At 72.4% G+C, this 22,131-nt stretch carries 18 protein-coding genes, 2 pseudogenes and 1 riboswitch; of the genes and pseudogenes, 12 read left to right on the forward strand and 8 right to left on the reverse strand.

Translation table 11 applies throughout. The features are described 5' to 3' along the window. The first annotated feature begins 140 nt into the window (after positions 1–140). The 6 genes from V2W30_RS24210 to V2W30_RS24235 all read left to right on the forward strand — a co-directional run bounded on the left by V2W30_RS24210 (position 141) and on the right by V2W30_RS24235 (position 8,614). On the forward strand, positions 141–1,133 hold the full coding sequence (locus tag V2W30_RS24210) for a malate dehydrogenase (RefSeq protein WP_338699686.1): 993 nt from the start codon (positions 141–143) through the stop codon (positions 1,131–1,133). Between the two features lie 262 nt (positions 1,134–1,395). Further along, a complete protein-coding gene (locus V2W30_RS24215) occupies positions 1,396–2,898 on the forward strand; it encodes an aldehyde dehydrogenase family protein (RefSeq protein WP_338699688.1) in 1,503 nt (500 codons plus the stop codon). A gap of 81 nt (positions 2,899–2,979) precedes the next feature. Next, positions 2,980–4,542: a GMC family oxidoreductase gene (locus tag V2W30_RS24220; protein ID WP_338699690.1), complete on the forward strand. Its 1,563-nt coding sequence runs from the start codon at positions 2,980–2,982 to the stop codon at positions 4,540–4,542. After that, a complete protein-coding gene (locus V2W30_RS24225) occupies positions 4,542–5,678 on the forward strand; it encodes a glycine betaine/L-proline ABC transporter ATP-binding protein (protein WP_338699691.1) in 1,137 nt (378 codons plus the stop codon). Before V2W30_RS24220 ends, V2W30_RS24225 begins: the two co-directional genes overlap by 1 nt. Next, positions 5,675–7,648, forward strand: coding sequence for an ABC transporter permease (locus tag V2W30_RS24230; protein ID WP_338699693.1), 1,974 nt, complete (start codon positions 5,675–5,677; stop codon positions 7,646–7,648). Before V2W30_RS24225 ends, V2W30_RS24230 begins: the two co-directional genes overlap by 4 nt. A gap of 3 nt (positions 7,649–7,651) precedes the next feature. Beyond that, positions 7,652–8,614, forward strand: coding sequence for an ABC transporter substrate-binding protein (locus V2W30_RS24235; RefSeq protein WP_338699695.1), 963 nt, complete (start codon positions 7,652–7,654; stop codon positions 8,612–8,614). 72 nt (positions 8,615–8,686) lie between these two features. Here the strand turns inward: V2W30_RS24235 and V2W30_RS24240 are convergent, their stop codons facing one another. From V2W30_RS24240 to V2W30_RS24250, 3 genes are read right to left on the reverse strand one after another with little or no spacing between them, the layout of a single operon-like run. After that, the gene (locus V2W30_RS24240; protein ID WP_338699697.1) at positions 8,687–9,418 is read right to left on the reverse strand and encodes an isocitrate lyase/phosphoenolpyruvate mutase family protein; all 732 of its coding nucleotides are present in this window, start codon (positions 9,416–9,418) and stop codon (positions 8,687–8,689) included. After that, entirely contained in the window at positions 9,412–9,861 is a 450-nt protein-coding gene (locus V2W30_RS24245; protein WP_338699699.1) for a carboxymuconolactone decarboxylase family protein, read from the reverse strand. The genes V2W30_RS24240 and V2W30_RS24245 overlap by 7 nt, the downstream gene beginning before the upstream one ends. Beyond that, a complete protein-coding gene (locus V2W30_RS24250; protein ID WP_338699701.1) occupies positions 9,858–10,364 on the reverse strand; it encodes a carboxymuconolactone decarboxylase family protein in 507 nt (168 codons plus the stop codon). The genes V2W30_RS24245 and V2W30_RS24250 overlap by 4 nt, the downstream gene beginning before the upstream one ends. A gap of 46 nt (positions 10,365–10,410) precedes the next feature. Between V2W30_RS24250 and V2W30_RS24255 the strand changes: the two genes are divergently transcribed. Next, positions 10,411–11,844: a PLP-dependent aminotransferase family protein gene (locus tag V2W30_RS24255; RefSeq protein WP_338699703.1), complete on the forward strand. Its 1,434-nt coding sequence runs from the start codon at positions 10,411–10,413 to the stop codon at positions 11,842–11,844. Between the two features lie 161 nt (positions 11,845–12,005). Here V2W30_RS24255 and V2W30_RS24260 read toward each other — a convergent pair. Beyond that, positions 12,006–12,809 (reverse strand): annotated as a pseudogene (locus V2W30_RS24260) (hypothetical protein); the annotation flags it as partial. Between the two features lie 140 nt (positions 12,810–12,949). Between V2W30_RS24260 and V2W30_RS24265 the strand changes: the two are divergent. Continuing rightward, the gene (locus tag V2W30_RS24265) at positions 12,950–13,276 is read left to right on the forward strand and encodes a hypothetical protein (RefSeq protein ID WP_338699705.1); all 327 of its coding nucleotides are present in this window, start codon (positions 12,950–12,952) and stop codon (positions 13,274–13,276) included. A 5-nt stretch (positions 13,277–13,281) separates the two neighbouring features. Continuing rightward, positions 13,282–14,465: pseudogene (locus V2W30_RS24270) on the forward strand (glutathionylspermidine synthase family protein). 13 nt (positions 14,466–14,478) lie between these two features. Here V2W30_RS24270 and rocD read toward each other — a convergent pair. After that, complete coding sequence (rocD, locus tag V2W30_RS24275; protein WP_338699707.1) at positions 14,479–15,684, reverse strand: ornithine--oxo-acid transaminase; 1,206 nt, start codon at positions 15,682–15,684, stop codon at positions 14,479–14,481. Between the two features lie 128 nt (positions 15,685–15,812). Further along, positions 15,813–15,899, forward strand: a riboswitch (ZMP/ZTP riboswitch). Positions 15,900–15,928: 29 nt separating this feature from the next. Between rocD and V2W30_RS24280 the strand changes: the two genes are divergently transcribed. Further along, positions 15,929–17,371 (forward strand): glycine hydroxymethyltransferase, encoded by a 1,443-nt coding sequence (locus V2W30_RS24280; RefSeq protein WP_338699709.1) that lies wholly within the window; start codon positions 15,929–15,931, stop codon positions 17,369–17,371. A 20-nt stretch (positions 17,372–17,391) separates the two neighbouring features. Here the strand turns inward: V2W30_RS24280 and V2W30_RS24285 are convergent, their stop codons facing one another. Then, entirely contained in the window at positions 17,392–18,069 is a 678-nt protein-coding gene (locus V2W30_RS24285; protein WP_338699711.1) for a hypothetical protein, read from the reverse strand. Positions 18,070–18,264: 195 nt separating this feature from the next. On the opposite strand from V2W30_RS24285, the gene trpS reads away from it, so the two are divergent. Further along, on the forward strand, positions 18,265–19,275 hold the full coding sequence (gene trpS, locus V2W30_RS24290; protein ID WP_338703739.1) for a tryptophan--tRNA ligase: 1,011 nt from the start codon (positions 18,265–18,267) through the stop codon (positions 19,273–19,275). A gap of 54 nt (positions 19,276–19,329) precedes the next feature. Beyond that, positions 19,330–19,911: a 2'-5' RNA ligase family protein gene (locus V2W30_RS24295; protein WP_338699713.1), complete on the forward strand. Its 582-nt coding sequence runs from the start codon at positions 19,330–19,332 to the stop codon at positions 19,909–19,911. Between the two features lie 12 nt (positions 19,912–19,923). Here the strand turns inward: V2W30_RS24295 and V2W30_RS24300 are convergent, their stop codons facing one another. After that, positions 19,924–20,679, reverse strand: a complete 756-nt coding sequence (locus V2W30_RS24300; protein WP_338699714.1) for a decaprenylphospho-beta-D-erythro-pentofuranosid-2-ulose 2-reductase — start codon at positions 20,677–20,679, stop codon at positions 19,924–19,926. Between the two features lie 28 nt (positions 20,680–20,707). Beyond that, positions 20,708–22,099, reverse strand: coding sequence for an FAD-binding protein (locus V2W30_RS24305; RefSeq protein WP_425244587.1), 1,392 nt, complete (start codon positions 22,097–22,099; stop codon positions 20,708–20,710). Between the last annotated feature and the right edge of the window lie 32 nt (positions 22,100–22,131).

Consider the following 22,131-nt stretch of genomic DNA (forward strand, 5'->3'; position numbering starts at 1 on the left):
GGCGGCCGTCCCGTCCCCCGTCTGTGGGGCGAGCCACACGAACCCGGGGGTCCGGTCCCTGCGGGGCGCGATAGCCTGACGAGCGGATCTCTTGATGTAGAGAGATCGATCAAAAGACCTGCTGTCATACGGAGAACGCCATGACCCGCACTCCCGTGAACGTCACCGTCACCGGCGCCGCCGGCCAGATCGGCTACGCACTGCTCTTCCGCATCGCCTCCGGCCAGCTGCTCGGCGCGGACGTGCCGGTCAAGCTGCGCCTCCTGGAGATCACCCCGGCGCTCAAGGCCGCCGAGGGCACGGCCATGGAGCTCGACGACTGCGCCTTCCCGCTCCTCCAGGGCATCGACATCACCGACGACCCGAACGTCGCCTTCGACGGCACGAACGTGGGTCTGCTGGTGGGCGCCCGCCCGCGCACCAAGGGCATGGAGCGGGGCGACCTGCTCGAGGCCAACGGCGGCATCTTCAAGCCCCAGGGCAAGGCCATCAACGACAACGCCGCGGACGACGTCAAGATCCTCGTCGTCGGCAACCCGGCGAACACGAACGCGCTCATCGCGCAGGCCGCCGCCCCGGACGTACCGGCCGAGCGCTTCACCGCGATGACGCGCCTCGACCACAACCGCGCGCTGACGCAGCTCGCGAAGAAGACGGGCTCCACCGTCGCCGACATCAAGCGTCTGACGATCTGGGGCAACCACTCGGCGACCCAGTACCCGGACATCTTCCAGGCGTCCGTCGCGGGCAAGCCGGCCTTCGACGCGATCGGCGGCGACGAGAAGTGGCTGTCCGACGAGTTCATCCCGACCGTCGCCAAGCGCGGTGCGGCGATCATCGAGGCGCGCGGCGCCTCGTCGGCGGCCTCCGCGGCCAACGCCGCGATCGACCACGTCCACACCTGGGTCAACGGCACGGCCGAGGGCGACTGGACGTCGATGGGTATCCCGTCGGACGGTTCGTACGGTGTTCCCGAGGGCCTGATCTCGTCGTTCCCCGTCACCACGAAGAACGGCACGTACGAGATCGTCCAGGGCCTGGAGATCAGCGAGTTCTCGCGTGCGCGCATCGACGCGTCCGTCGCGGAGCTCGCGGAGGAGCGCGAGGCCGTGCGCGCCCTCGGCCTCATCTAGTCACCGGTTCTCGTCACCGGTCGCCGCAAGGCTTCCGACCGCCCGCGGCGGGTCTCACGACCCGCCGCGGGCGGTCGTGTTTCCGGGCACCCGGCGTAGTGACACGGCCCACTTTCGAACGACGATCGCGCATGCTTTCCAGGCCCCGGGGCAGGGGCTTCCGACATCACGGCGGAGACATTTCGAGCGGACCTGACGGACCCCGTCCGTCCTCCTCTGCCGTGCTCGGGGGACTGCTCAGGAACGGAAGGCGACGCAGGACGTGTCAGTACAGAAGACCATCCATGTAGGCGGCCAGTGGCGTGGTGCCGCTTCGGGCGCCACCCGCGACATCATCGACCCCGCGGATGCCAAGCCGTTCGCCGTGATCGCCGAGGGCGGTGCCGAGGACGCGGACGCCGCGATCGCCGCGGCCCGCCGCGCCTTCGACGAGGGCCCCTGGCCGACGACACCCGTCGCCGAGCGGGCCGCGCTGCTGCGTCGCGTCGCCGACCTCCTCGTAAGGGACCGGGAGAAGATCGGTCTCCTGGAGAGCCGGGACGCGGGCAAGACCGTCGAGGAGGGCCGCGTCGACGTCGACTGTGTCGCCGACGCCTTCCGCTACTTCGCGGACCTCGTCATCGGTGAGGGCGCGGGCCGGGTCGTCGACGCCGGGTCCGACGAGATCCACAGCGTCGTCGTGCACGAGCCGGTCGGCGTCTGCGCGATGATCACGCCCTGGAACTACCCGCTGCTCCAGGCGAGTTGGAAGATCGCCCCGGCGCTCGCCGCGGGCAACACCTTCGTCGTCAAGCCCAGCGAGATCACACCGCTGACCACCGTCGTCCTCGTCGAACTGCTCGTCGAGGCCGGGCTGCCCGCCGGGGTCGCCAACATCGTGACGGGGCCCGGGAGTTCGGTCGGCGCCCGGCTCGCCGACCACCCCGACGTCGACCTGGTCTCCTTCACCGGCGGCCTGGTCAGCGGCACCAAGGTCGCGCAGGCCGCGGCCGCCGACGTCAAGAAGGTCGCCCTGGAACTCGGCGGCAAGAACCCGAACGTCGTCTTCGCCGACGCCTGCGAGACGGAGGAGGGGTTCGACACCGCCGTCGACCAGGCACTCAACGCCGCGTTCATCCACAGCGGCCAGGTCTGCTCCGCCGGGTCCCGGCTCATCGTCGAGGAATCGGTGCGCGAGCGCTTCGTCGCCGAACTCGCCCGGCGCGCCGAGAAGATCCGCCTCGGCCGCGGCACCGAGGACGGCGTCGAGTGCGGGCCGCTGGTCAGCGAACCGCAGCGCGCCAAGACCGAGGCGTACGTCGCCTCCGCGCTCGCCGAGGGTGCCGTCCTGCGCTGCGGCGGCAAGCGCCCCGAGCCCAGCGACGTGCGCCCCGCCACCGGCTACTTCTACGAGCCGACCGTCCTCGACCAGTGCCACCGTGAGATGCGGGTCGTGCGTGAGGAGACCTTCGGGCCGATCCTCACCGTCGAGACGTTCCGCACCGAGGACGAGGCGGTCGCCCTCGCCAACGACACCGAGTACGGCCTCGCCGGCGCCGTCTGGACCACCGACGCGGGCCGCGCCCGCCGGGTCGCCGGACGTCTGCGCCACGGCACCGTCTGGATCAACGACTTCCACCCCTATCTGCCGCAGGCCGAGTGGGGCGGCTTCGGAAAGAGCGGCGTGGGCCGCGAACTGGGCCCCGCCGGGCTCGCCGAGTACCGCGAGAGCAAGCACATCTACCAGAACCTCGCGCCGAAGCCGGTGCGCTGGTTCGCGGGCTGAGCTCGTCCCCGTAGCCCGTCCGCCCTGGACTTCGTACGCCCTCATTACGCGAAGTACTTTGCAACGCCTTGGAGTTGACCTATGCCCGAGATACCCGAGATGGCCGAGACCGCGCAGGATCCCGTGTACGACTACGTGGTGGTCGGCGGCGGCACGGCCGGGTCGGTGATCGCCTCCCGGCTCACCGAGGACCCGGACGTCACCGTCGCCGTCATCGAAGGCGGCCCCAGCGACATCGACCGCGACGACGTGCTGACGCTGCGCCGCTGGCTCGGTCTGCTCGGCGGCGACCTCGACTACGGCTACACCACCACCGAGCAGCCGCGCGGCAACTCGCACATCCTGCACAGCCGCGCGAAGGTGCTCGGCGGCTGCTCGTCGCACAACACGCTCATCTCGTTCAAGCCGCTGCCCGGCGACTGGGACGAGTGGGCGGCCGCGGGCGCCGAGGGCTGGGACCACAAGGCGATGGACCCGTACTTCGGGAAGCTGCGCAACAACATCGTGCCGGTCGACGAGAAGGACCGGAACGCCATCGCCCGCGACTTCGTCGAGGCCGCCCGGACGGCGACCGGCGTGCCGCGCGTCGAGGGCTTCAACAAGGCCCCGTTCAAGGACGGCGTCGGCTTCTTCGACCTCGCCTACCACCCCGAGAACAACAAGCGCTCCAGCGCGTCCGTGGCGTATCTGCATCCGCACATGGAGGCCGGTGACCGGCCCCATCTGACGCTCCTGCTCGAAACGTGGGCGTACAAGCTGGAGTTCGACGAGGGACTGCGGGCGCGCGGGGTGCGGGTGCGCGCCAAGGACGGCTCCGAGTCGCTCGTCTCCGCGCGGCGCGAGGTCGTCGTGTGCGCGGGCGCCGTCGACACGCCCCGGCTGCTCCTGCACTCCGGCATCGGCCCCAAGGCCGACCTGGAGGCCCTCGGCATCCCCGTCCTGCACGACCTGCCGGGCGTCGGCGAGAACCTCCTCGACCACCCGGAGTCGGTCATCGTCTGGGAGACGAACGGGCCGATCCCCGAGAACAGCGCCATGGACAGCGACGCGGGTCTGTTCGTCCAGCGGGACCCCGAGGCCGCGGGCCCGGACCTGATGTTCCACTTCTACCAGATCCCGTTCACGGACAATCCGGAGCGGCTCGGCTACGAGAAGCCCGAGCACGGCGTCTCCATGACGCCGAACATCCCCAAGCCCCGCAGCCGCGGCCGCCTCTACCTGACCAGCGCCGACCCCGAGGTCAAGCCCGCCCTCGACTTCCGCTACTTCACGGACGAGGACGACTACGACGGCCGCACCCTGGTCGACGGCATCAGGATCGCCCGCGAGATCGCGAAGACGGAACCGCTCGCCGGCTGGCTGGGCCGCGAGGTCTGTCCGGGCCCCGACGTCGTCGACGACGAGGCGCTCGGCGAGTACGCGCGCAAGATCGCCCACACCGTCTACCACCCGGCGGGCACGTGCCGAATAGGTGCCCCGGACGATGAACTCGCCGTGGTGGATCCCGAGTTGAGGATCCGCGGGCTGCAAGCCATCCGAATCGCCGACGCGTCCGTCTTCCCGACGATGCCCGCGGTGAACCCGATGATCGGGGTGCTCATGGTCGGGGAGAAGTGCGCCGAGCTGATGGGTGGTGACGCGTGATGAGTACGACCACCGCGAACCTGAAGGGCGCCGAAGGCGCTGACGGCGCGGGCGGCGAGAACGAGGCCGTGTTCTCCGTCCGCAACCTGTGGAAGGTGTTCGGACCGAAGGCCGAACGCGTCCCCGGGGACGCCGAGTTGGCCGCGCTGAGCGCCGCCGAACTGCGGGAGCGTACCGGCTGCACCGCCGCCGTGCGCGACGTCTCCTTCGACGTGCGGCGCGGCGAGGTCTTCGTCGTCATGGGCCTGTCGGGCTCCGGCAAGTCGACCCTGGTGCGCTGTCTGACCCGGCTCATCGAGCCGACGTCGGGCACCCTGTCCATCGACGGCGAGGACGTCCTCGCCATGGACAAGAGCCGGCTGCGCGCCCTGCGCCGGCACCGCGCCGCCATGGTCTTCCAGCACTTCGGGCTGCTCCCGCACCGCACCGTCCTCGACAACGTCGCCTACGGCCTGGAGATCCAGGGCATGAGCCGCGCCGAGCGGCGCGCGAAGGCGGCCGAGGTCGTCGCCAAGGTCGGCCTCGAAGGACTTGAGGGGCGCCGCCCCGGGCAGCTCTCCGGCGGCCAGCAGCAGCGCGTCGGGCTGGCCCGCGCGCTCGCCGTCGACCCCGAAGTGCTGCTGTTCGACGAGCCGTTCAGCGCGCTCGACCCGATGATCCGCCGCGACATGCAGGAGGAGGTCGTGCGGCTGCACCGTGAGGAGGGCCGCACGATGGTCTTCATCACGCACGACCTGAACGAGGCGCTGCGCCTCGGTGACCGCATCGCCCTCATGCGCGACGGCCGGATCGTCCAGCTCGGCACCCCCGAGGAGATCGTCGGCTCGCCCGCCGACGACTACGTCCGCGAGTTCGTCCGTGACGTACCGCGCGAGCAGGTCATGACGGTCCGCAGAGCCATGCGGCCCGCCGACGCGGACGAGGCGCGGCGCGGCGCCGCCGTCGCCCCCGACGCCACGGTGTCCGAGGCCATCGAGGCCGTGGCGCGCACCGGTTTCGCGGTGCGTGTGATGGACGAAGGCAGGTGCCTGGGCGTCGTCGACCACGAGCGGCTCATCTCCGTGGTCGGCGGCGGCGCCCCGGCCCGGCCGCCACGGCCGCCGCGAAGTCCACGGGCGAGGAGGCGGAATAGATGACCGCCGCCGCCACCACCGCCCCGCTGGAGAAGGGCGCGGGCCCCCTCGTGGCCCTGCGCCGCAACCGCGCCGTCGGCAAGCTCCTGCTGCTCGCCGTCGCCGCGGCGATCCTCGTCCCCCTCGCCCACTCCCACTGGGCCAGCGGCACCTGGCCGCACGCCCTCACCGTCGACCTGACCGAGCCGCTCGGCAGGACGACCGACTGGGTCATCGACAACCGGGACAGCCACCCGCTGTTCCTCTACTTCCTCGGCCACGTCAGCAACGCGATCGTCGTCTCCATCCGCGCCGTCTACCTCGTGCTGCTGGCCGCCGGCTGGGCCGGTGTGACCGCGGCCGCCGGACTCGTCGCCTGGCGCGTCGCCGGCCCGCGCCTCGGCGCGACCGCCGTCGTCGCGTTCCTCGCCTGCGGCGCCCTCGGCATGTGGATCCCCACCATGCAGACCCTCGCCCTGATGGTGGTCGCCGTCCTCGCCTCGGTGATCCTCGGCGTCCTCCTCGGCCTCGGCGCGGGCCTCAACGACCGCCTGTTCCGCGGCCTGCGCCCGGTCCTCGACACCATGCAGGTGCTCCCCGCGTACGCGTACCTGCTCCCCGTCGTCCTCGTCTTCGGCATGGGCGTGCCGGCCGCGGTCCTCGCCACCGTCGTCTACGCCGCTCCGCCGATGGCCCGGCTCACCGCGCTCGGTCTGCGCTCCGCCGACGGCGGTGTCATGGAGGCCGTCGCCTCGCTCGGCGCGACCGCCCGCCAGCGCCTCTTCACGGCGCGCCTGCCGCTGGCCCGCAAGCAGATCCTGCTCGGCCTCAACCAGACGATCATGATGGCGCTCTCCATGGCCGTCATCGCCTCGGTGATCGGCGCGGCCGGTCTCGGCGACCGCGTCTACCAGGCCCTCGCCTCCGTCGACGTCGGCGCCGCGCTCGCCGCGGGCATCCCGATCGTGCTGCTCGCCGTCGTCCTCGACCGCGTCACCGGCGCCGCGGGGGCGCGCATCGGCTCCCACGAGACGCCGTCCGGGCGCGGGAAGCGGGACGTCCTCGCCGTCGTCGTCGGCACCGCGGTCGTCGCCCTCGCGGGCCGCTTCGCCGACCGCCTCGACTGGCCCGACTCCTGGGTCGTCACCATCGCCACGCCCGTCAACGACGCCGTCGACTGGATGACCGACCACCTCTACACCGGCGTCCCCTACATCGGCGGCACCGCCGACTGGGCCGCCCACTTCACCACCTGGATCCTCGACCCGGTCCGCGACGGCCTGACCTGGCTGCCGTGGTGGTCGGTGCTGCTGATCGTCGCCGCGCTCGCCTGGCTGATCGGCACCTGGCGCACCGCCCTGACCGCCGTGCTCGCCATGGCCGCGATCGGCGTGCTCGGCGTGTGGAAGCCGTCGCTGGACACGCTGTCCCAGGTCCTCGCCGCCGTCGCCGTGACCCTGGTGCTCGGCTTCGCGATCGCCGTCGCCGCGGCCCGCAGCGCACGCGTCGAGAAGACACTGCGGCCCGTCCTCGACGTCTTCCAGACGATGCCGCAGTTCGTCTACCTGATCCCGGTCGTCGCCCTGTTCGGCGTCGGCCGCGCCCCGGCCGTCGCCGCCGCCGTCGTCTACGCGCTGCCCGCCGTCGTCCGCATCACCACGCAGGGCCTACGAGGAGTCGACCCGGCCGCGATGGAGGCGTCCCGCTCGCTGGGCGCCACCCCGGGCCAGCAGTTGCGCCAGGTCCAACTCCCGCTCGCCCGACCGGCGTTGCTCCTCGCCGTCAACCAGGGCGTCGTCCTGGTCCTCGCCGTCGTCATCATCGGCGGCCTGGTCGGTGGCGGCGCGCTCGGCTACGACGTCGTCTTCGGCCTCGCCCAGGGCGACCTCGCCACCGGGCTGGTCGCGGGCGCCGCGATCGTCTGCCTCGGCCTGATGCTCGACCGCGTGACACAGCCGACGCAACGGCGCGCGCGCAACGGAACGGAGGCCTGAGCCATGCGCACCCGCAAGCTTCTCACCGCGGTCGCGGGAGCCGGACTGCTCACGGTCGTCACCGGCTGCGGAGCAGCCGACATGACCGAGCAGGCGTCCCCGTTCGCCAACGCCCAGGGCGCGAGGACGGTGACCCTGTCCGTCCAGTCCTGGGTCGGCGCGCAGGCCAACGTCGCCGTCGCCCAGTATCTCCTGGAGCACGAGCTCGGCTACCGCGTCGACACCGTCCAGGTCGACGAGGTCCCCGCCTGGGACGCCCTCAGCCAGGGCCGCGTCGACGCGATCATGGAGGACTGGGGCCACCCCGAGCAGGAACAGCGCTACGTCAAGGACAAGAAGACGATCGTGAACGGCGGCGACCTCGGTGTCACCGGGCACATCGGCTGGTTCGTCCCGACGTACTTCGCGAAGCAGCACCCCGATGTCACGGACTACAAGAACCTCGACAAGTACGCCGACCGGATGAAGACGGCGGAGAGCGGCGGCAAGGGCCAGCTGCTCGACGGCTCACCCTCGTACGTCACGAACGACAAGGCGCTCGTCGACAACCTGAAGCTGGACTACCAGGTCGTCTTCTCCGGCTCCGAGGCGGCGCAGATCACCCAGATCAAGCAGTTCGCCAAGCAGAAGAAGCCGTTCCTGACGTACTGGTACCAGCCGCAGTGGCTGTTCAAGAAGGTCCCGATGACGGAGGTGAAGCTGCCCGCCTACAAGGAGGGCTGCGACGCCGATCCGAAGAAGGTGGCCTGCGCCTACCCGAAGACGCCGCTCCAGAAGTACCTCAACGCCGACTTCGCCGAGGGCGGCGGCAAGGCGGCGGCCCTCCTGAAGAACTTCCGGTGGACGACGGAGGACCAGAACGAGGTCTCGCTCCTCATCGCCGACCGGAAGCTGACCCCGGAACAGGCCGCGAAGAAGTGGGTCGACGCGCATCGCTCGACGTGGGAGGCGTGGCTGCCCCGTTAGGCGGGCAGGTCTTCTGGGTGCCGGGTGCTTTTCCTGACGGGGGCGCCCGGCACCACTGCGTCCGCCCCGGGTTCAGCGCAGCTCGGCCGCGATCTCCCGCAGCGCCGCCGTCGCCCTGCGCTGGAGGCCGGGGCCGAAGGTGATCCGGGTCGCGCCCAGAGCGCCCCATTCCTGGAGCGAGGGACCGCCGGGCGGGGCGCCGACGTTGATCGGGCCCTCGATCTCCGCGCGCAGCCGGGGGAGCGCGTCGGCCGGGGCGCCGATCGGATAGACGCAGTCGGCGCCGGCGGCCACGTACAGCCGGGCCCGTGCGACGGCCTCGGCCACCGGGTCGGCGGCGCCCCTGATGAACGGGTCGACACGGGCGTTCAGGAACAGCCGGTCACCGGCCGCCGCACGCACCTCGGCCAGCCGGCTCGCCTGCTCGGCGGGGTCGTCGAGGGTGCCGTCGGGGCCGGAGTCCTCCAGGTTGCAGCCGACCGCGCCCGTCTCCAGGAGCCGCTCCACCAGCTCCTTCGGCGGGAGTCCGTAGCCGCCCTCGATGTCCGCCGACACCGGCACGGAGACCGCCCGCACGATGCGCCGCACCGCCGCGAACATCTCGTCCGCGGGCGTCGACCCGTCCTCGTGGCCGAGCGACGCCGCGACCCCGGCGCTCGGCGTCGCGAGCGCCGGGAAGCCGGCCTCCTCGAAGACCCGCGCGCTCGCCGCGTCCCACGGCCCCGGCAGGACCAGGGCGTCGCCGGGCGCACGGTCGTGGTGCAGGGCGCGGAACACGGCGGCGGGGTCTGCGGAGTTCACCATGCGGGGCCTTCGGGCTCGATGCGGCGGCTGACCATCAGCCGGTTCCAGGAGTTGATCACGGCGATCGCCCCGATGAGGTGGGCGAGTTCGGCCTCCGTGAAGTGCCGTGCGGCCCGCTCGTACACCTCGTCCGGCACGAAGCCGTCCGTGAGGACCGTGACCGCCTCGGTCAGCGCGAGCGCCGCCCGCTCCCGCTCGCTGAAGACGTCCCCGGCCTCCTGCCAGGCGTCGAGCAGCGCCAGCCGCCGCGCGCTCTCGCCGTACGTGTCGACCGCGATGCCGACGTGCATGTCCAGGCAGAACGCGCACGCGTTGATCTGCGACGCCCGGATCATCACCAGCTCCGCGAGGCCGGGTTCCCCGAGGCCCTTCTTCGCGGCCGCGCCCAGCGCGACCAGCGCGCCCCGGACGGCCGGGTCCAAGTAGGTGGTGCGCGCGGTCACTTGAAGTCGCCGGGGGTGTAGTGGCCGGGCGACTGGCGGGTCGAGACGCCGAAGCGGTTCCAGGCGTTGATCGTCGTGATCGCGGCGATCAGCTGGGTCAGCTCCCGCTCGTCGTAGACCTTCGCCGCCCGCTCGTACACCTCGTCCGGGACGAAGCCGTCGGTGAGGACGGTGATCGCCTCGGTCAGCTCCAGGGCGGCGATCTCCTTCTCCGTGTAGAAGTGCTTCGACTCCTCCCACGCGCTGAGCTGGATGATCCGCTCCACGCTCTCGCCCGCCGCGAGCGCGTCCTTGGAGTGCATGTCGAGGCAGAGCGCGCAGCGGTTGAGCTGCGAGGCGCGGATCTTGACCAGCTCGGCCGTCTTCGGGTCGACGCCCGCGCGGGCCGCCGCGTCCAGCTTGATCATCGCCTTGAAGACCTCGGGGGCGTGCCGGGCCCAGTCGAGGCGGGGCGTGTGCTCGTGCGCGTAGTCGGTGTCGGTGGTGTCGTTCGTGGTGGTCATGGTTCGACTCTACGAACGCATTAGCCCAGGAGTATGGTCCATTTCCATGGCAGAAAACTGGGCCACTTCGCCCTCCGGGCAGGCGCTCGGCATCGACCTCCACATCGATCCGGCGGGCACCGGTACGGGCTCCGGCCTGCGGCGCGGGCTCACCGACGCGCTCCGCGAGGCCGTACGCGGCGGACGCCTCGCCCCCGGCACCCGGCTGCCCTCCTCGCGCACTCTCGCCGCCGACCTGGGCATCGCCCGCAACACCGTCGCCGACGCCTACGCCGACCTCGTCGCCGAGGGCTGGCTCACCGCCCGGCAGGGCTCGGGGACGCGGGTCGCCGAGCGGCCCGTCGAGGCCCCGCGCCCGGCCGCCGCCCCGGGCCGCCGCGCCTCCGCAGGCCTGCGCCACAACCTCCACCCGGGCACGCCCGACCTCTCCTCCTTTCCCCGCGCCGCATGGCTCAAGGCCGCCCGCCGCGCCCTGACCGCCGCCCCGAACGAGGCCCTCGGCTACGGCGACCCCCGCGGCCGCCCCGAACTGCGCACCGCCCTCGCCGGCTACCTCGCCCGCGCCCGCGGCGTCCACGCCGACCCCGACCGCATCGTCGTCTGCGCCGGGTTCGTCCAGGGCCTGATGCTGCTCGGCGAGGTGCTGCACCGCAGGGGCGTCCGCGACGTCGCCGTGGAGTCGTACGGGCTCGAAGCGCACTGGAACGTCCTGACCCGCCCCGGGCTGCGCGCCCGCCCCCTCCCGTTCGACGAACTCGGCACGGACATCGGCGCGTTGGACACCTGGCCGCCCGGCACCGGCGCCGCCCTGCTCACCCCCGCGCACCAGTTCCCGATGGGCGTCCCCCTGCACCCGGACCGCCGCGCCGCCGCCGTCGACTGGGCCCGGCGCACCGGCGCGCTGATCCTGGAGGACGACTACGACGGCGAGTTCCGCTACGACCGCCAGCCCGTCGGCGCGCTCCAGGGCCTCGACCCCGACCGCGTCGTCCACCTCGGTACGACCAGCAAGTCCCTCGCCCCCGGCCTGCGGCTCGGCTGGATGGTCCTGCCCGCCTCCGTCGCCGACGAGGTCGTCGAGGCGAAGGGGGCCAGCGACTGGTCGTGCGGCGTCCTCGACCAGCTCACCCTCGCCGAGTTCATCGACTCCGGCGCGTACGACCGTCATCTGCGCGGCGTCCGCCTGCGCTACCGGCGCCGCCGCGACCAGCTCGTCGCGGCCCTCGCCGAGCGCGCCCCCGCGGTCCGCGCCACCGGGATCGCCGCGGGTCTCCACGCGGTCCTGCGGCTGCCGCCCGGCACCGAGCAGTCCGTCGTCCGGGCCGCGGCCTGGCACCGCCTCGGCGTGGCCGGACTCTCCAGCTTCCGCCACGAGGCCGCGGCCGGTACGCCGCCGGACGCCCTGGTCGTGGGGTACGGGACGCCTCCGGACCACGCGTGGGCGGGGGCGTTGGACGCGCTGTGCCGGGTCCTGCCGTAGCGCCTGCGGGGCGGTCGGCTCGGCGCATCGGCCGCGGGTGCGGCGTGGCGCGAGGAACCGCGAGACCAGCGCGCACGCCCCGGGACCGACCAGGCCGGGGCGACCGCCGGCCCGCGCCGCCCCCACGTCCCCCGTTCAACCGACGGAGTCGGCCGGCGCCTCCCGAAGCGGGCCAGCGCAAGCGCCCCCGCCACGGCCACCGCGAACCCGAGGACCGCCAGCCACTCCAGGCCCGGCCGCGTCCGGTCCCCGAGCCACACCACGCCCACCAGCGCCGGGCCCACCGTCTCCCCGAGGACCATCCCCGCCGTCGCCACCGTCACCGAACCCCGCTGCAACGCCGACGTCAGGAGCAGGAACGCCGCGCCGCCGCCGAGCAGCAGCGCGTACGTCGCCGGGTTGGCGAGCAGCGCCCCGGGCGAGACGTCGTCGACGAGCCGCACGCTCACCTCCACCACCCCGAACCCGAACCCCGCGCCGAGCCCCAGCGCCAGGGCCCGCGCCCGCCCCGGCAGCCGCCCGGCGACGACCCCGAGCAGCAGCACCCCGCCCGCCACCGCGAGCATCGCGCACCGCAGCGCGTCCGACCCGGCCCGGTCACCCTCCGCCCCCGACGCCAGCCCCAGCATCGCGAGCCCTGCGCACACGGCGCCCACCGCGCCCCACTCGGCCCCGCTCAGCCGCACCCGCAGCAGCCGCGCCGCGACCACCGCGGTCACCGCCAGACTCGCGGCGAGCGCCGCCCCGACCGCGTAGATCGGCAGTGACCGCAACGCCACGACCTGCAACACGAATCCGACCCCGTCGAGCCCGAGCCCGGCGACGTACCGCCACTGCCGCAGCGCCCGCAGCAGCAGCGCCGCGTCGACCCCCGACCCGCTCCCCGGCACGGCCGCCCGCGCGGCCATCGCCTGCAACACGGACGCCGTACCGAAGCAGACCGCCGAACCCAGCGCACAAACCATTCCCAGAGCCACAAAGCGACTCTAGGAGCGCACCCGTCCCGGGAGCCGCCCGCCACCCGCCCGCGTCCTTCTTCTACGCTGGCGGGCGCATCCGCAGCACCGGCGGCACACGACCGACGACGACACACGGGGGACATCCGATGACGGACACGCGACGACGGCTGCGCTCCGGCACGGTCGTGCTCGGCGGCGTGGGGCTCCTCGCCGCCACCCTGACCGCCTGCTCCGACGACGACCCCGACAAGCGCTGTGTCGACCGCGACAGTTACACCGCGGCGAAGGGCTACAAGGTCGTCGACGACAAGTACTGCAAGGACGGCTCGTCGTCCTCCGGCACCCACGGCACCTGGTACTACGGCGGTTCCAAGAGCGGCAGCCGCGTCTCTGACGGGTCGTTCGGCAAGAGCGGCGGCTCCGGAGTCTCCCGGGGCGGATTCGGCGGCGGCAAGGGCGGCTCGGGCGGCTGACCACGATGCGACGACACACCATCACCCCGCGCCCCGACTGGCAACGCACGGTCGAGGAACAGGGGTTGATCTACCCCCTCACCCGCTACCCCGACGACACCCTGCGCCCCTACTGGGACGAGAGCGCCTACTACGCGTTCTCGCTCCCCGAGATCGAGACCCTGGAGGACGTCGTCGAGGAGCTGCACGCGATGTGCCTGGCCGCGGCCGGGCACATGGTCGCCCACGACCGCTTCGCCGACCTCGGCATCACCGACCCGCGCGTCGTGCGCGCCGTCACCGAGTCCTGGCACCGCCGCGCCGAACTCCCGTCCCTCTACGGCCGGTTCGACCTCCGCTACGACGGCAACGGACCGGCGAAGCTCCTGGAGTACAACGCCGACACCCCCACCTCGCTCGTCGAGGCGGCGAGCCCCCAGTGGTTCTGGATGGAGGAGCGCTTCCCCGGCGCCGACCAGTGGAACTCCCTCCACGAGCGTCTCGTCGACGCCTGGAAGACGCAGGCCGCGCTCCTGCCGCCCGGCAGCCCGCTGCACTTCGCGCACTCCAGCGCCGACGAACTCGGCGAGGACCTCATGACGGTCGCGTACCTGAAGGAGACCGCCGAACAGGCCGGCCTCGCCACCGACTGGATCTCCATGGAGGAGATCGGCTGGGACGGCCTCTCGGGCCGCTTCGTCGACAACCGGCTCCGGTTCATCCGCAGCTGCTTCAAGCTCTACCCGTGGGAGTGGCTCACCACGGACGCGTTCGCCGAGCACGTCCTCGACACCCTCGACAACGGCGGCGGCACCGGCACCACCCTGTGGATCGAGCCCGCCTGGAAGATGCTGCTCAGCAACAAGGCCCTGCTCGCCGTCCTGTGGGAGCTGTACCCCGGCCACCCGAACCTGCTCGCCGCCCACCTCGACGCCCCCGCGACCTCGCCACCACCACCGGTTACGTGGCGAAGCCCCTGCTGGGCCGGGAGGGCGAGGGTGTCACCCTCCACGCACCGGGCGATCCCGTGCCCCTCCGCGAAGAGCCCTGCTGTTACCAGGAGTTGGCCCCCTTGCCTGACTTCGACGGCAACCGCACGGTCCTCGGCGCCTGGGTCGTCGAGGGCGCCGCTGCGGGCCTCGGCATCAGGGAGTCCGCGGGGCCGGTCACGGACGAGTACGCCCGCTTCCTGCCCCACGTCATCCTCTGAACGCCCCTGTCGCTCAGGCGCCCAGGACGGCCCGGAGCTGATCGAGCCCCCAGTCCAGATCGTCCTTGCTGATCACCAGCGGCGGCGCGATCCGGATCGTCGACCCGTGGGTGTCCTTCACGAGGACGCCCCGGTCCATCAGCTTCTCCGAGATCTCCCGGCCCGTGCCGTACGCGGGGTCGATGTCGACGCCCGCCCACAGCCCGCGCCCGCGCACCTGCGTGACCTTGCCGGTGCCCGCGAGCAGGCCCAGCTCCGCGTGCAGGTGCTCGCCCAGCTCCGCCGCCCGCTGCTGGAACTCCCCGCTCTCCAGCATCGCGATCACTTCGAGCCCGACGGCGCACGCCAGCGGGTTCCCGCCGAACGTCGAGCCGTGCTCGCCCGGCCGGAACACCCCGAGCACGTCCTTGCTCGACACCACCGCCGACACCGGCACGACACCGCCGCCGAGCGCCTTCCCGAGCACGTACACGTCCGGCACCACGCCCTCGTGCTCGCACGCGAAGGTGCGTCCCGTGCGGCCGAGCCCCGACTGGATCTCGTCCGCGACGAACAGCACGTTCCGCTCGCGCGTCAACTCCCGTACGCCCGCGAGGTATCCGGCCGGCGGCACCAGCACGCCCGCCTCGCCCTGGATGGGTTCGAGGAGCACGGCCACGGTCTCGTCGGTGACGGCCGCCCGCAGCGCCTCCAGATCCCCGTACGGGACGATGTCGAACCCCGGCGTGTACGGCCCGTAGTCCGCGCGGGCCTCGGGGTCGGTCGAGAAGCTGACGATCGTCGTCGTACGCCCGTGGAAGTTGTCGCTCGCGACCACGATCCTGGCCCGCCCGTCCGGCACGCCCTTGACCCGGTACCCCCACTTTCGGGCGGTCTTCACCGCGGTCTCGACCGCCTCCGCGCCCGTGTTCATCGGCAGCACCATCTCCATGCCGCACAGCGCGGCGAGCCGCGTACAGAACTCGGCGAACCGGTCGTGGTGGAAGGCCCGCGAGGTCAGCGTCACCCGCTCCAGCTGGGCCTTGGCCGCGTCGATGAGCCGCCGGTTGCCGTGCCCGAAGTTGAGCGCCGAGTACCCGGCGAGCATGTCGAGGTAGCGGCGCCCCTCGACGTCCGTCATCCACGCCCCCTCCGCCGTGGCGACGACCACGGGAAGCGGGTGGTAGTTGTGCGCGCTGTGCGCGTCGGAGGCACTGATGTAGTCCTGCGTGGCGGTCACGGGATCTCCGTTCGTACGGTTCGTACGGGCTCGTAGCGCTCTGCGCGAGGCGGGCTTGTGGCCCGTTCCTATCGTGGCTCGGATCGTGGACGCGGAAACCTCGCCCGACGGCGCGCCCGGTAATGTGGCGGCAGGGCCGTGACTGGCGCGCTGGGATGGGATCGACCATCAGGGAGCGGCCCGAGCAGTGTGTGCCGTGCGCCTGGGCCGACCCGTGAACCGACCGCTTCCGGAGGCTGCCCCCATGTCCGAGCTCACCCCCGAATCCACCGCGTACCGCGCCGCCCTCGACGTCGTGAGGGCCGTCGAGCCCCGGGTCGCCGACGCCATCGCGCAGGAGCTGACCGATCAGCGCGAGATGCTCAAGCTGATCGCCTCCGAGAACTACGCGTCCCCGGCGACGCTGCTCGCGATGGGCAACTGGTTCTCCGACAAGTACGCCGAGGGCACCGTCGGCCGCCGCTTCTACGCGGGCTGTCGCAACGTCGACACCGTGGAGTCGCTCGCCGCCGAGCACGCCCGGGAGCTGTTCGGCGCCCGCCACGCCTACGCGCAGCCGCACTCCGGCATCGACGCGAACCTCGTCGCCTTCTGGGCCGTCCTCGCCGACCGTGTCGAGGCGCCCTTCCTGGAGAAGACGGGCGTCCGCCAGATCAACGACCTCACCGACGCCGACTGGGCCGAGCTGCGCCAGGCCTTCGGCAACCAGCGGATGCTCGGCATGTCCCTGGACGCCGGCGGCCACCTCACCCACGGCTTCCGGCCCAATATCTCCGGAAAGATGTTCGACCAGCGGTCCTACGGCACCGACCCGGTCACCGGACTCGTCGACTACGAGGCGCTGCGCGTCCAGGCCCGCGAGTTCAAGCCGATGATCATCGTCGCCGGATACTCCGCGTACCCGCGCCTGGTGAACTTCCGGATCATGCGCGAGATCGCCGACGAGGTCGGCGCCACGCTCATGGTCGACATGGCGCACTTCGCGGGTCTCGTCGCGGGCAAGGTCCTGACCGGCGACTTCGACCCGGTCCCGCACGCCCAGATCGTGACGACCACCACCCACAAGTCGCTGCGCGGCCCGCGCGGCGGCATGGTCCTGTGCGACGACTCGCTCAAGGACCAGGTCGACCGCGGCTGCCCGATGGTGCTCGGCGGCCCGCTGCCGCACGTCATGGCGGCGAAGGCGGTCGCCCTCGCCGAGGCGCGGCAGCCCGCGTTCCAGGACTACGCGCGGCGCATCGTCGACAACGCCCGCGCCCTCGCCGAGGGCCTCATGCGCCGCGGCGCCACGCTCGTCACCGGCGGCACCGACAACCACCTCAACCTCATCGACGTGGCGAGTTCCTACGGGCTCACCGGCCGCCAGGCGGAGACGGCGCTGCTCGACTCCGGCGTCGTCACCAACCGCAACGCGATCCCGGCCGACCCGAACGGCGCCTGGTACACCTCCGGCATCCGCATCGGCACCCCGGCGCTCACCACGCGCGGCCTCGGCGCCACGGAGATGGACGAGATCGCCGCGCTCATCGACCGGGTCCTGACCGCGGCCGAGCCGGGCACCACCAAGTCCGGCGCCCCGTCCAAGGCGAGCCACGTCCTGGACCCGAAGATCGCCGACGAGGTCGCGCGCCGCGCCACCGACCTGCTCCAGCCGTTCCCGCTGTACGGGCGGATCGACCTCGGCTGAGAGCCGACGCCGGCCTCGGCTCAGCGTTCGAGTTCGTAGAGCTCCTGACGCGGTTCCCGCGGCTCCCGCGGGAACCGCCGTCGTACGTGCCATACGGCCGCCGCCCCGGCGGCGGCCGCTCCGGCGCCGAGGCCGACCAGCGCCCAGCGCACCTTCTGCTCCGCCGTCGGACGCGCCGCGACGCGCCCGGCCGTGAACATTCCGTGCCGGATCAGGACGTCGACGTCGGCGCGGGCCGCCCGGTGCCACCGGATGTCGTCGTCGTTCACGTCGACCGCCGGGTCCGTACGGATCCACGGCGTGCCGTCCCGCGCGTAGAACACCTGGTCCTGGCGCTCGATGGCGGTGTCACCGCCGGGGGCCCGCCGGGTCTCGGGCCAGCCGCCGATGCCGGTCAGACCCCACACCACGGTGCCGACCACGGGCGGCAGATCCCCCTCCTGCCAGGCCTCGGGCACCTGCTCGGTGACCGTGTCGAAGTCCGTGGTCAGCCGCTCCAGACGGGCGAAGTCACGCTCCCCTTCGTGCACGCTGACGGTGCGCCCGGTGCTCCCCGCGATCACCACGGCGAGATCGGGCAGGTCCACGCCGCCGGGCCGCGTCGGCCGGGCGGCCGCGCCACCGCTCCCCAGCAGGACCAGCGACAACGCCGCGACCACGGCACACGCCGCCCGCCGCCCTCCCCGTGTTCCGCCCATCGGCCACTCCCGAAGCCCCGCCCCACGTGACCCATGTCACGCCGTCAAGCTACCGGCGGGCACGGACAACGACCAGGTCGCCTCGCGCTGTCGTGTACCTGCCCCCGATCCATGAGAGACACCTGAGACAATGAGGGCATGGCCTCTGATCGCCCGCCCGTCGCCCACCACCACCCTCAGGGGAATGGCTTCGCCATGCAGAATCTTCCTCGTGTGCTCTCCGGGATCCAGCCCACCGCGGGCTCGTTCCATCTCGGCAACTACCTGGGCGCGGTGCGCCAGTGGGTGGCCTTGCAGGAGTCCCACGACGCCTTCTACATGGTGGTCGACCTGCACGCGATCACCGTCCCGCAGGACCCGAAGGAGCTGCGGGCGAACACCCGGCTCGCCGCCGCGCAGCTGCTCGCCGCCGGCCTCGACCCGGACCGCTGCACGCTGTTCGTGCAGAGCCATGTCCCCGAGCACGCGCAGCTCGCCTGGGTGATGAACTGCCTCACCGGCTTCGGCGAGGCCTCGCGCATGACGCAGTTCAAGGACAAGTCCGCCAAGCAGGGCGCGGACCGGGCCTCCGTCGGCCTGTTCACGTACCCGATCCTCCAGGTCGCGGACATCCTGCTGTACCAGGCGAACCAGGTCCCGGTCGGTGAGGACCAGCGCCAGCACATCGAGCTCACCCGCGACCTGGCCACGCGCTTCAACGGCCGGTTCGGCGACACGTTCACGCTCCCGGCGCCGTACATCCTGAAGGAGACGGCGAAGATCTACGACCTCCAGGACCCGGCGATCAAGATGAGCAAGTCGGCGTCGACGCCGAAGGGCCTCATCAACCTGCTCGACGACCCGAAGACCACCGCCAAGAAGGTCAAGAGCGCGGTCACCGACACCGAGACGGTCATCCGCTACGACGCGGTGAACAAGCCGGGCGTCAGCAACCTCCTCTCCATCTACTCCACCCTCACCGGGATCGGTATCCCGGAACTGGAGCAGAAGTACGAGGGCAAGATGTACGGTGCGCTCAAGACGGACCTGGCCGAGGTCATGGTGGACTTCGTGACGCCGTTCAAGACCCGCACGCAGGAGTATTTGGACGACCCGGAGACGCTCGACTCGATCCTCGCCAAGGGCGCGGAGAAGGCACGGGCCGTCGCAGCCGAGACCCTCGCCCAGGCGTACGAGAAGGTCGGCTTCCTGCCCGCCAAGCACTGAGCCCGTACCGCCGCACGTCCCGACCCGCCCACCACACGACGACAGGAGTACGACGTGGGGACCGTAACGATCGGTGTCTCGATCGCGGTCCCGGAGCCTCACGGCAGCCTGCTCCAGGAGCGGCGTGCGGGCTTCGGCGACCCCGCGGCGCACGGCATCCCCACGCACATCACCCTGCTCCCGCCCACCGAGGTGGACGGCGGGGACCTGCCGGCGATCGAGGCGCATCTCGCGGAGGTCGCCGGCGGGGGGCGGCCGTTCGCCATGCGGCTCTCGGGCACGGGCACCTTCCGCCCGCTGTCGCCCGTCGTCTTCGTGCAGGTCGTCGAGGGCGCCGAGGTCTGCGCCTGGCTCCAGAAGCAGGTCCGCGACGCGTCGGGCCCGGTCGCCCGCGAGTTGCAGTTCCCGTACCACCCGCACGTCACCGTGGCGCACGGCATCGCCGAGGACGCCCTCGACCGCGCCTACGCCGAGCTCGCCGAGTACGAGGCGGCGTGGCCGTGCACCGGCTTCGCCCTCTACGAGCAGGGCGTGGACGGAATCTGGCGCAAGCTGCGCGACTTCGCCTTCGGCGGCAGGACGCTCCCGGCGCAGACCCCGCCCTCGCTCAAGAAGGGCCGCCTGCGCGCCCCGTAGGCGGCTGAGGTCCTACACCGGCAGCCGCCGGAACACCGGGCGCGGCACGTGCCGCAGCGCCGACATCACCACCCGCAGCGCGCCCGGCACCCACACGGTCTCCGACCTGCGCCGCAGCCCCGTCTCGATGGCCAGGGCCACCGCCTCCGGGGTCGTCGCCAGCGGCGCCTCCGCCATTCCCGCCGTCATCTTCGACCGGACGAACCCGGGCCGCACCACCATCACGTGGACCCCGGTGCCGTGCAGCGCGTCGCCGAGCCCCTGCGCGAACGCGTCGAGGCCCGCCTTGCTCGACCCGTAGATGAAGTTGGCGCGGCGCGCCCGCTCCCCGGCGACCGACGAGAGCACCACCAGCGAGCCGTGCCCCTGGGCCTGGAGGGAGCGCGCGCACACCAGGCCCGCCGAGACGGCGCCGGTGTAGTTGGTCTGCGCGACGCGGACCGCCGCCATGGGGTCGTCCTCGTCGTGGGCCTGGTCGCCGAGGATGCCGAAGGCGAGCAGCACCATGTCGATGTCGCCCTCGGTGAAGACCTTGCCGAGCACCTCCTCGTGGGACGCCGAGTCCAGCGCGTCGAACGCGACGGTACGGGCGTCCGCGCCGAGGTCACGCAGCGCGGCGGCGGCCTTGTCGAGCGCCGGGGACGGCCGGCCCGCGAGCCACACCGTGCGGGTGCGGCGGGCGATGAGCCGGCGGGCCGTCGCGAGCGCGATCTCGGAGGTGCCGCCGAGGATCAGCAGGGACTGGGGGGTACCGAAGGCGTCTTTCAACAGGGGCTCCAGGGAGGGGAGGTACGGGTTACAGGCCGAGGCGGCGGGACAGGTCCGAGCGGAACACCCCGCGCGGGTCGAGCCGCGCGCGCAGCGACCGGAAGTCGGCGAGGCGCGGGTACATGGCGGTGAGCAGCTCGGGGCGGAGCCGGGAGTCCTTGGCGAGGTAGATGCGCCCGTCGGCGGCGGCTACCTCCTCGTCGAGCTCGTCGAGGAACGCGCCGAGCCCCGGCAGGTTCGCCGGGATGTCCAGGGCGAGGGTCCAGCCCGGCATCGGGAAGGACAGCCAGCCCGCGTCGCCGTCGCCGAACCGCTTGAGCACGGCGAGGAAGGAGGGGCAGCCGCGCTCCGAGATGCGCCGGACGATGTGGCGCAGGGCCTCCTCCTTCCCGTAGCCGACGACGAACTGGTACTGCACGAAGCCGCTGCGCCCGTAGATCCGGTTCCAGTGCGGGACGCCGTCGAGGGGGTGGAAGAACGTGGAGAGCTTCTGGATCTCGCCGGTGCGCGCCTTCGGGGCCTTGCGGTACCAGAGCTCGTTGAAGAGGCCCACGGTCGTGCGGCCGAGGAGTCCTTCGGGCAGGAACGCGGGCGCCGCGGGGAGTTGGCCGGGGCGGAAGGCGAGGGGCGTGCGGCGGGCGCGGGCGGGCAGCGCGTCCAGCGGGGCGTGGTCGCCTCGGGTGAGGACGGAGCGGCCCATCGCGGTGCCGCGCGCCAGCAGGTCGATCCAGGCGACGGAGTAGCGGTAGCGGTGGTCGGTGGCGGTCAGCCGGGCCATCAAGTCGTCGAGATCGGTGGCCCGTTCGGTGTCGACGGACATCAACGACGTCTCGACGCGCTGGAGTTGGACGGTCGCCGTGAGGATGATGCCGGTCAGGCCCATGCCGCCGGCCGTCGCGTCGAAGAGGTCGGTGCCGCGCTCGACGACCCGCACCTCGCCGTCGGCGGTCAGGAGTTCCAGGGCGAGGACATGGCGGGCGAAGGACCCGGACACGTGGTGGTTCTTGCCGTGGATGTCGGCGCCGATCGCGCCGCCGACCGTGACGTAGCGGGTGCCGGGGGTCACGGGCACGAACCAGCCGAGCGGCAGCAGGACTTCCATCAGCCGGTGCAGCGAGACACCGGCGTCGCACAGGACGGTGCCGCCGTCCGCGTCGATGGCGTGGATCCGGTCGAGGCCGGTCATGTCGAGGACGGCGCCGCCCGCGTTCTGCGCCGCGTCGCCGTAGGCCCGGCCGAGCCCGCGGGCGATGCCGCCGCGGTGTCCGGGCGCGGCGCAGTCGCGGACGGCGGTCACGGCCTCTTCGTAGGAGCGGGGGCGCACCACGTGTGCGGAGGTGGGGGCGGTACGGCCCCAGCCGGTCACGGGCACGGTGGCGGAAGCAGGGTCGGCAGCCATGCCCGCGACCGTATCGTCCATACAAGGAGCTTTTGCCCGAAACCTCCATATCC

Origin of the sequence: Streptomyces sp. Q6 (genome assembly GCF_036967205.1) — a bacterium.
GTDB lineage: Bacteria > Actinomycetota > Actinomycetes > Streptomycetales > Streptomycetaceae > Streptomyces > Streptomyces citrinus.

Bases quoted from the DNA above. Each gene is read 5' to 3' on its own strand.
- V2W30_RS24210 (WP_338699686.1), top strand. From the start codon at position 141: ATGACCCGCACTCCCGTGAACGTCACCGTCACCGGCGCCGCCGGCCAG.
- V2W30_RS24220 (WP_338699690.1), top strand. From the start codon at position 2,980: ATGCCCGAGATACCCGAGATGGCCGAGACCGCGCAGGATCCCGTGTAC.
- V2W30_RS24225 (WP_338699691.1), top strand. From the start codon at position 4,542: ATGAGTACGACCACCGCGAACCTGAAGGGCGCCGAAGGCGCTGACGGC.
- V2W30_RS24230 (WP_338699693.1), top strand. From the start codon at position 5,675: ATGACCGCCGCCGCCACCACCGCCCCGCTGGAGAAGGGCGCGGGCCCC.
- V2W30_RS24235 (WP_338699695.1), top strand. From the start codon at position 7,652: ATGCGCACCCGCAAGCTTCTCACCGCGGTCGCGGGAGCCGGACTGCTC.
- V2W30_RS24240 (WP_338699697.1), bottom strand. From the start codon at position 9,418: ATGGTGAACTCCGCAGACCCCGCCGCCGTGTTCCGCGCCCTGCACCAC.
- V2W30_RS24250 (WP_338699701.1), bottom strand. From the start codon at position 10,364: ATGACCACCACGAACGACACCACCGACACCGACTACGCGCACGAGCAC.
- V2W30_RS24255 (WP_338699703.1), top strand. From the start codon at position 10,411: ATGGCAGAAAACTGGGCCACTTCGCCCTCCGGGCAGGCGCTCGGCATC.
- V2W30_RS24265 (WP_338699705.1), top strand. From the start codon at position 12,950: ATGACGGACACGCGACGACGGCTGCGCTCCGGCACGGTCGTGCTCGGC.
- V2W30_RS24280 (WP_338699709.1), top strand. From the start codon at position 15,929: ATGTCCGAGCTCACCCCCGAATCCACCGCGTACCGCGCCGCCCTCGAC.
- V2W30_RS24285 (WP_338699711.1), bottom strand. From the start codon at position 18,069: ATGGGCGGAACACGGGGAGGGCGGCGGGCGGCGTGTGCCGTGGTCGCG.
- trpS (WP_338703739.1), top strand. From the start codon at position 18,265: ATGCAGAATCTTCCTCGTGTGCTCTCCGGGATCCAGCCCACCGCGGGC.
- V2W30_RS24305 (WP_425244587.1), bottom strand. From the start codon at position 22,099: ATGGACGATACGGTCGCGGGCATGGCTGCCGACCCTGCTTCCGCCACC.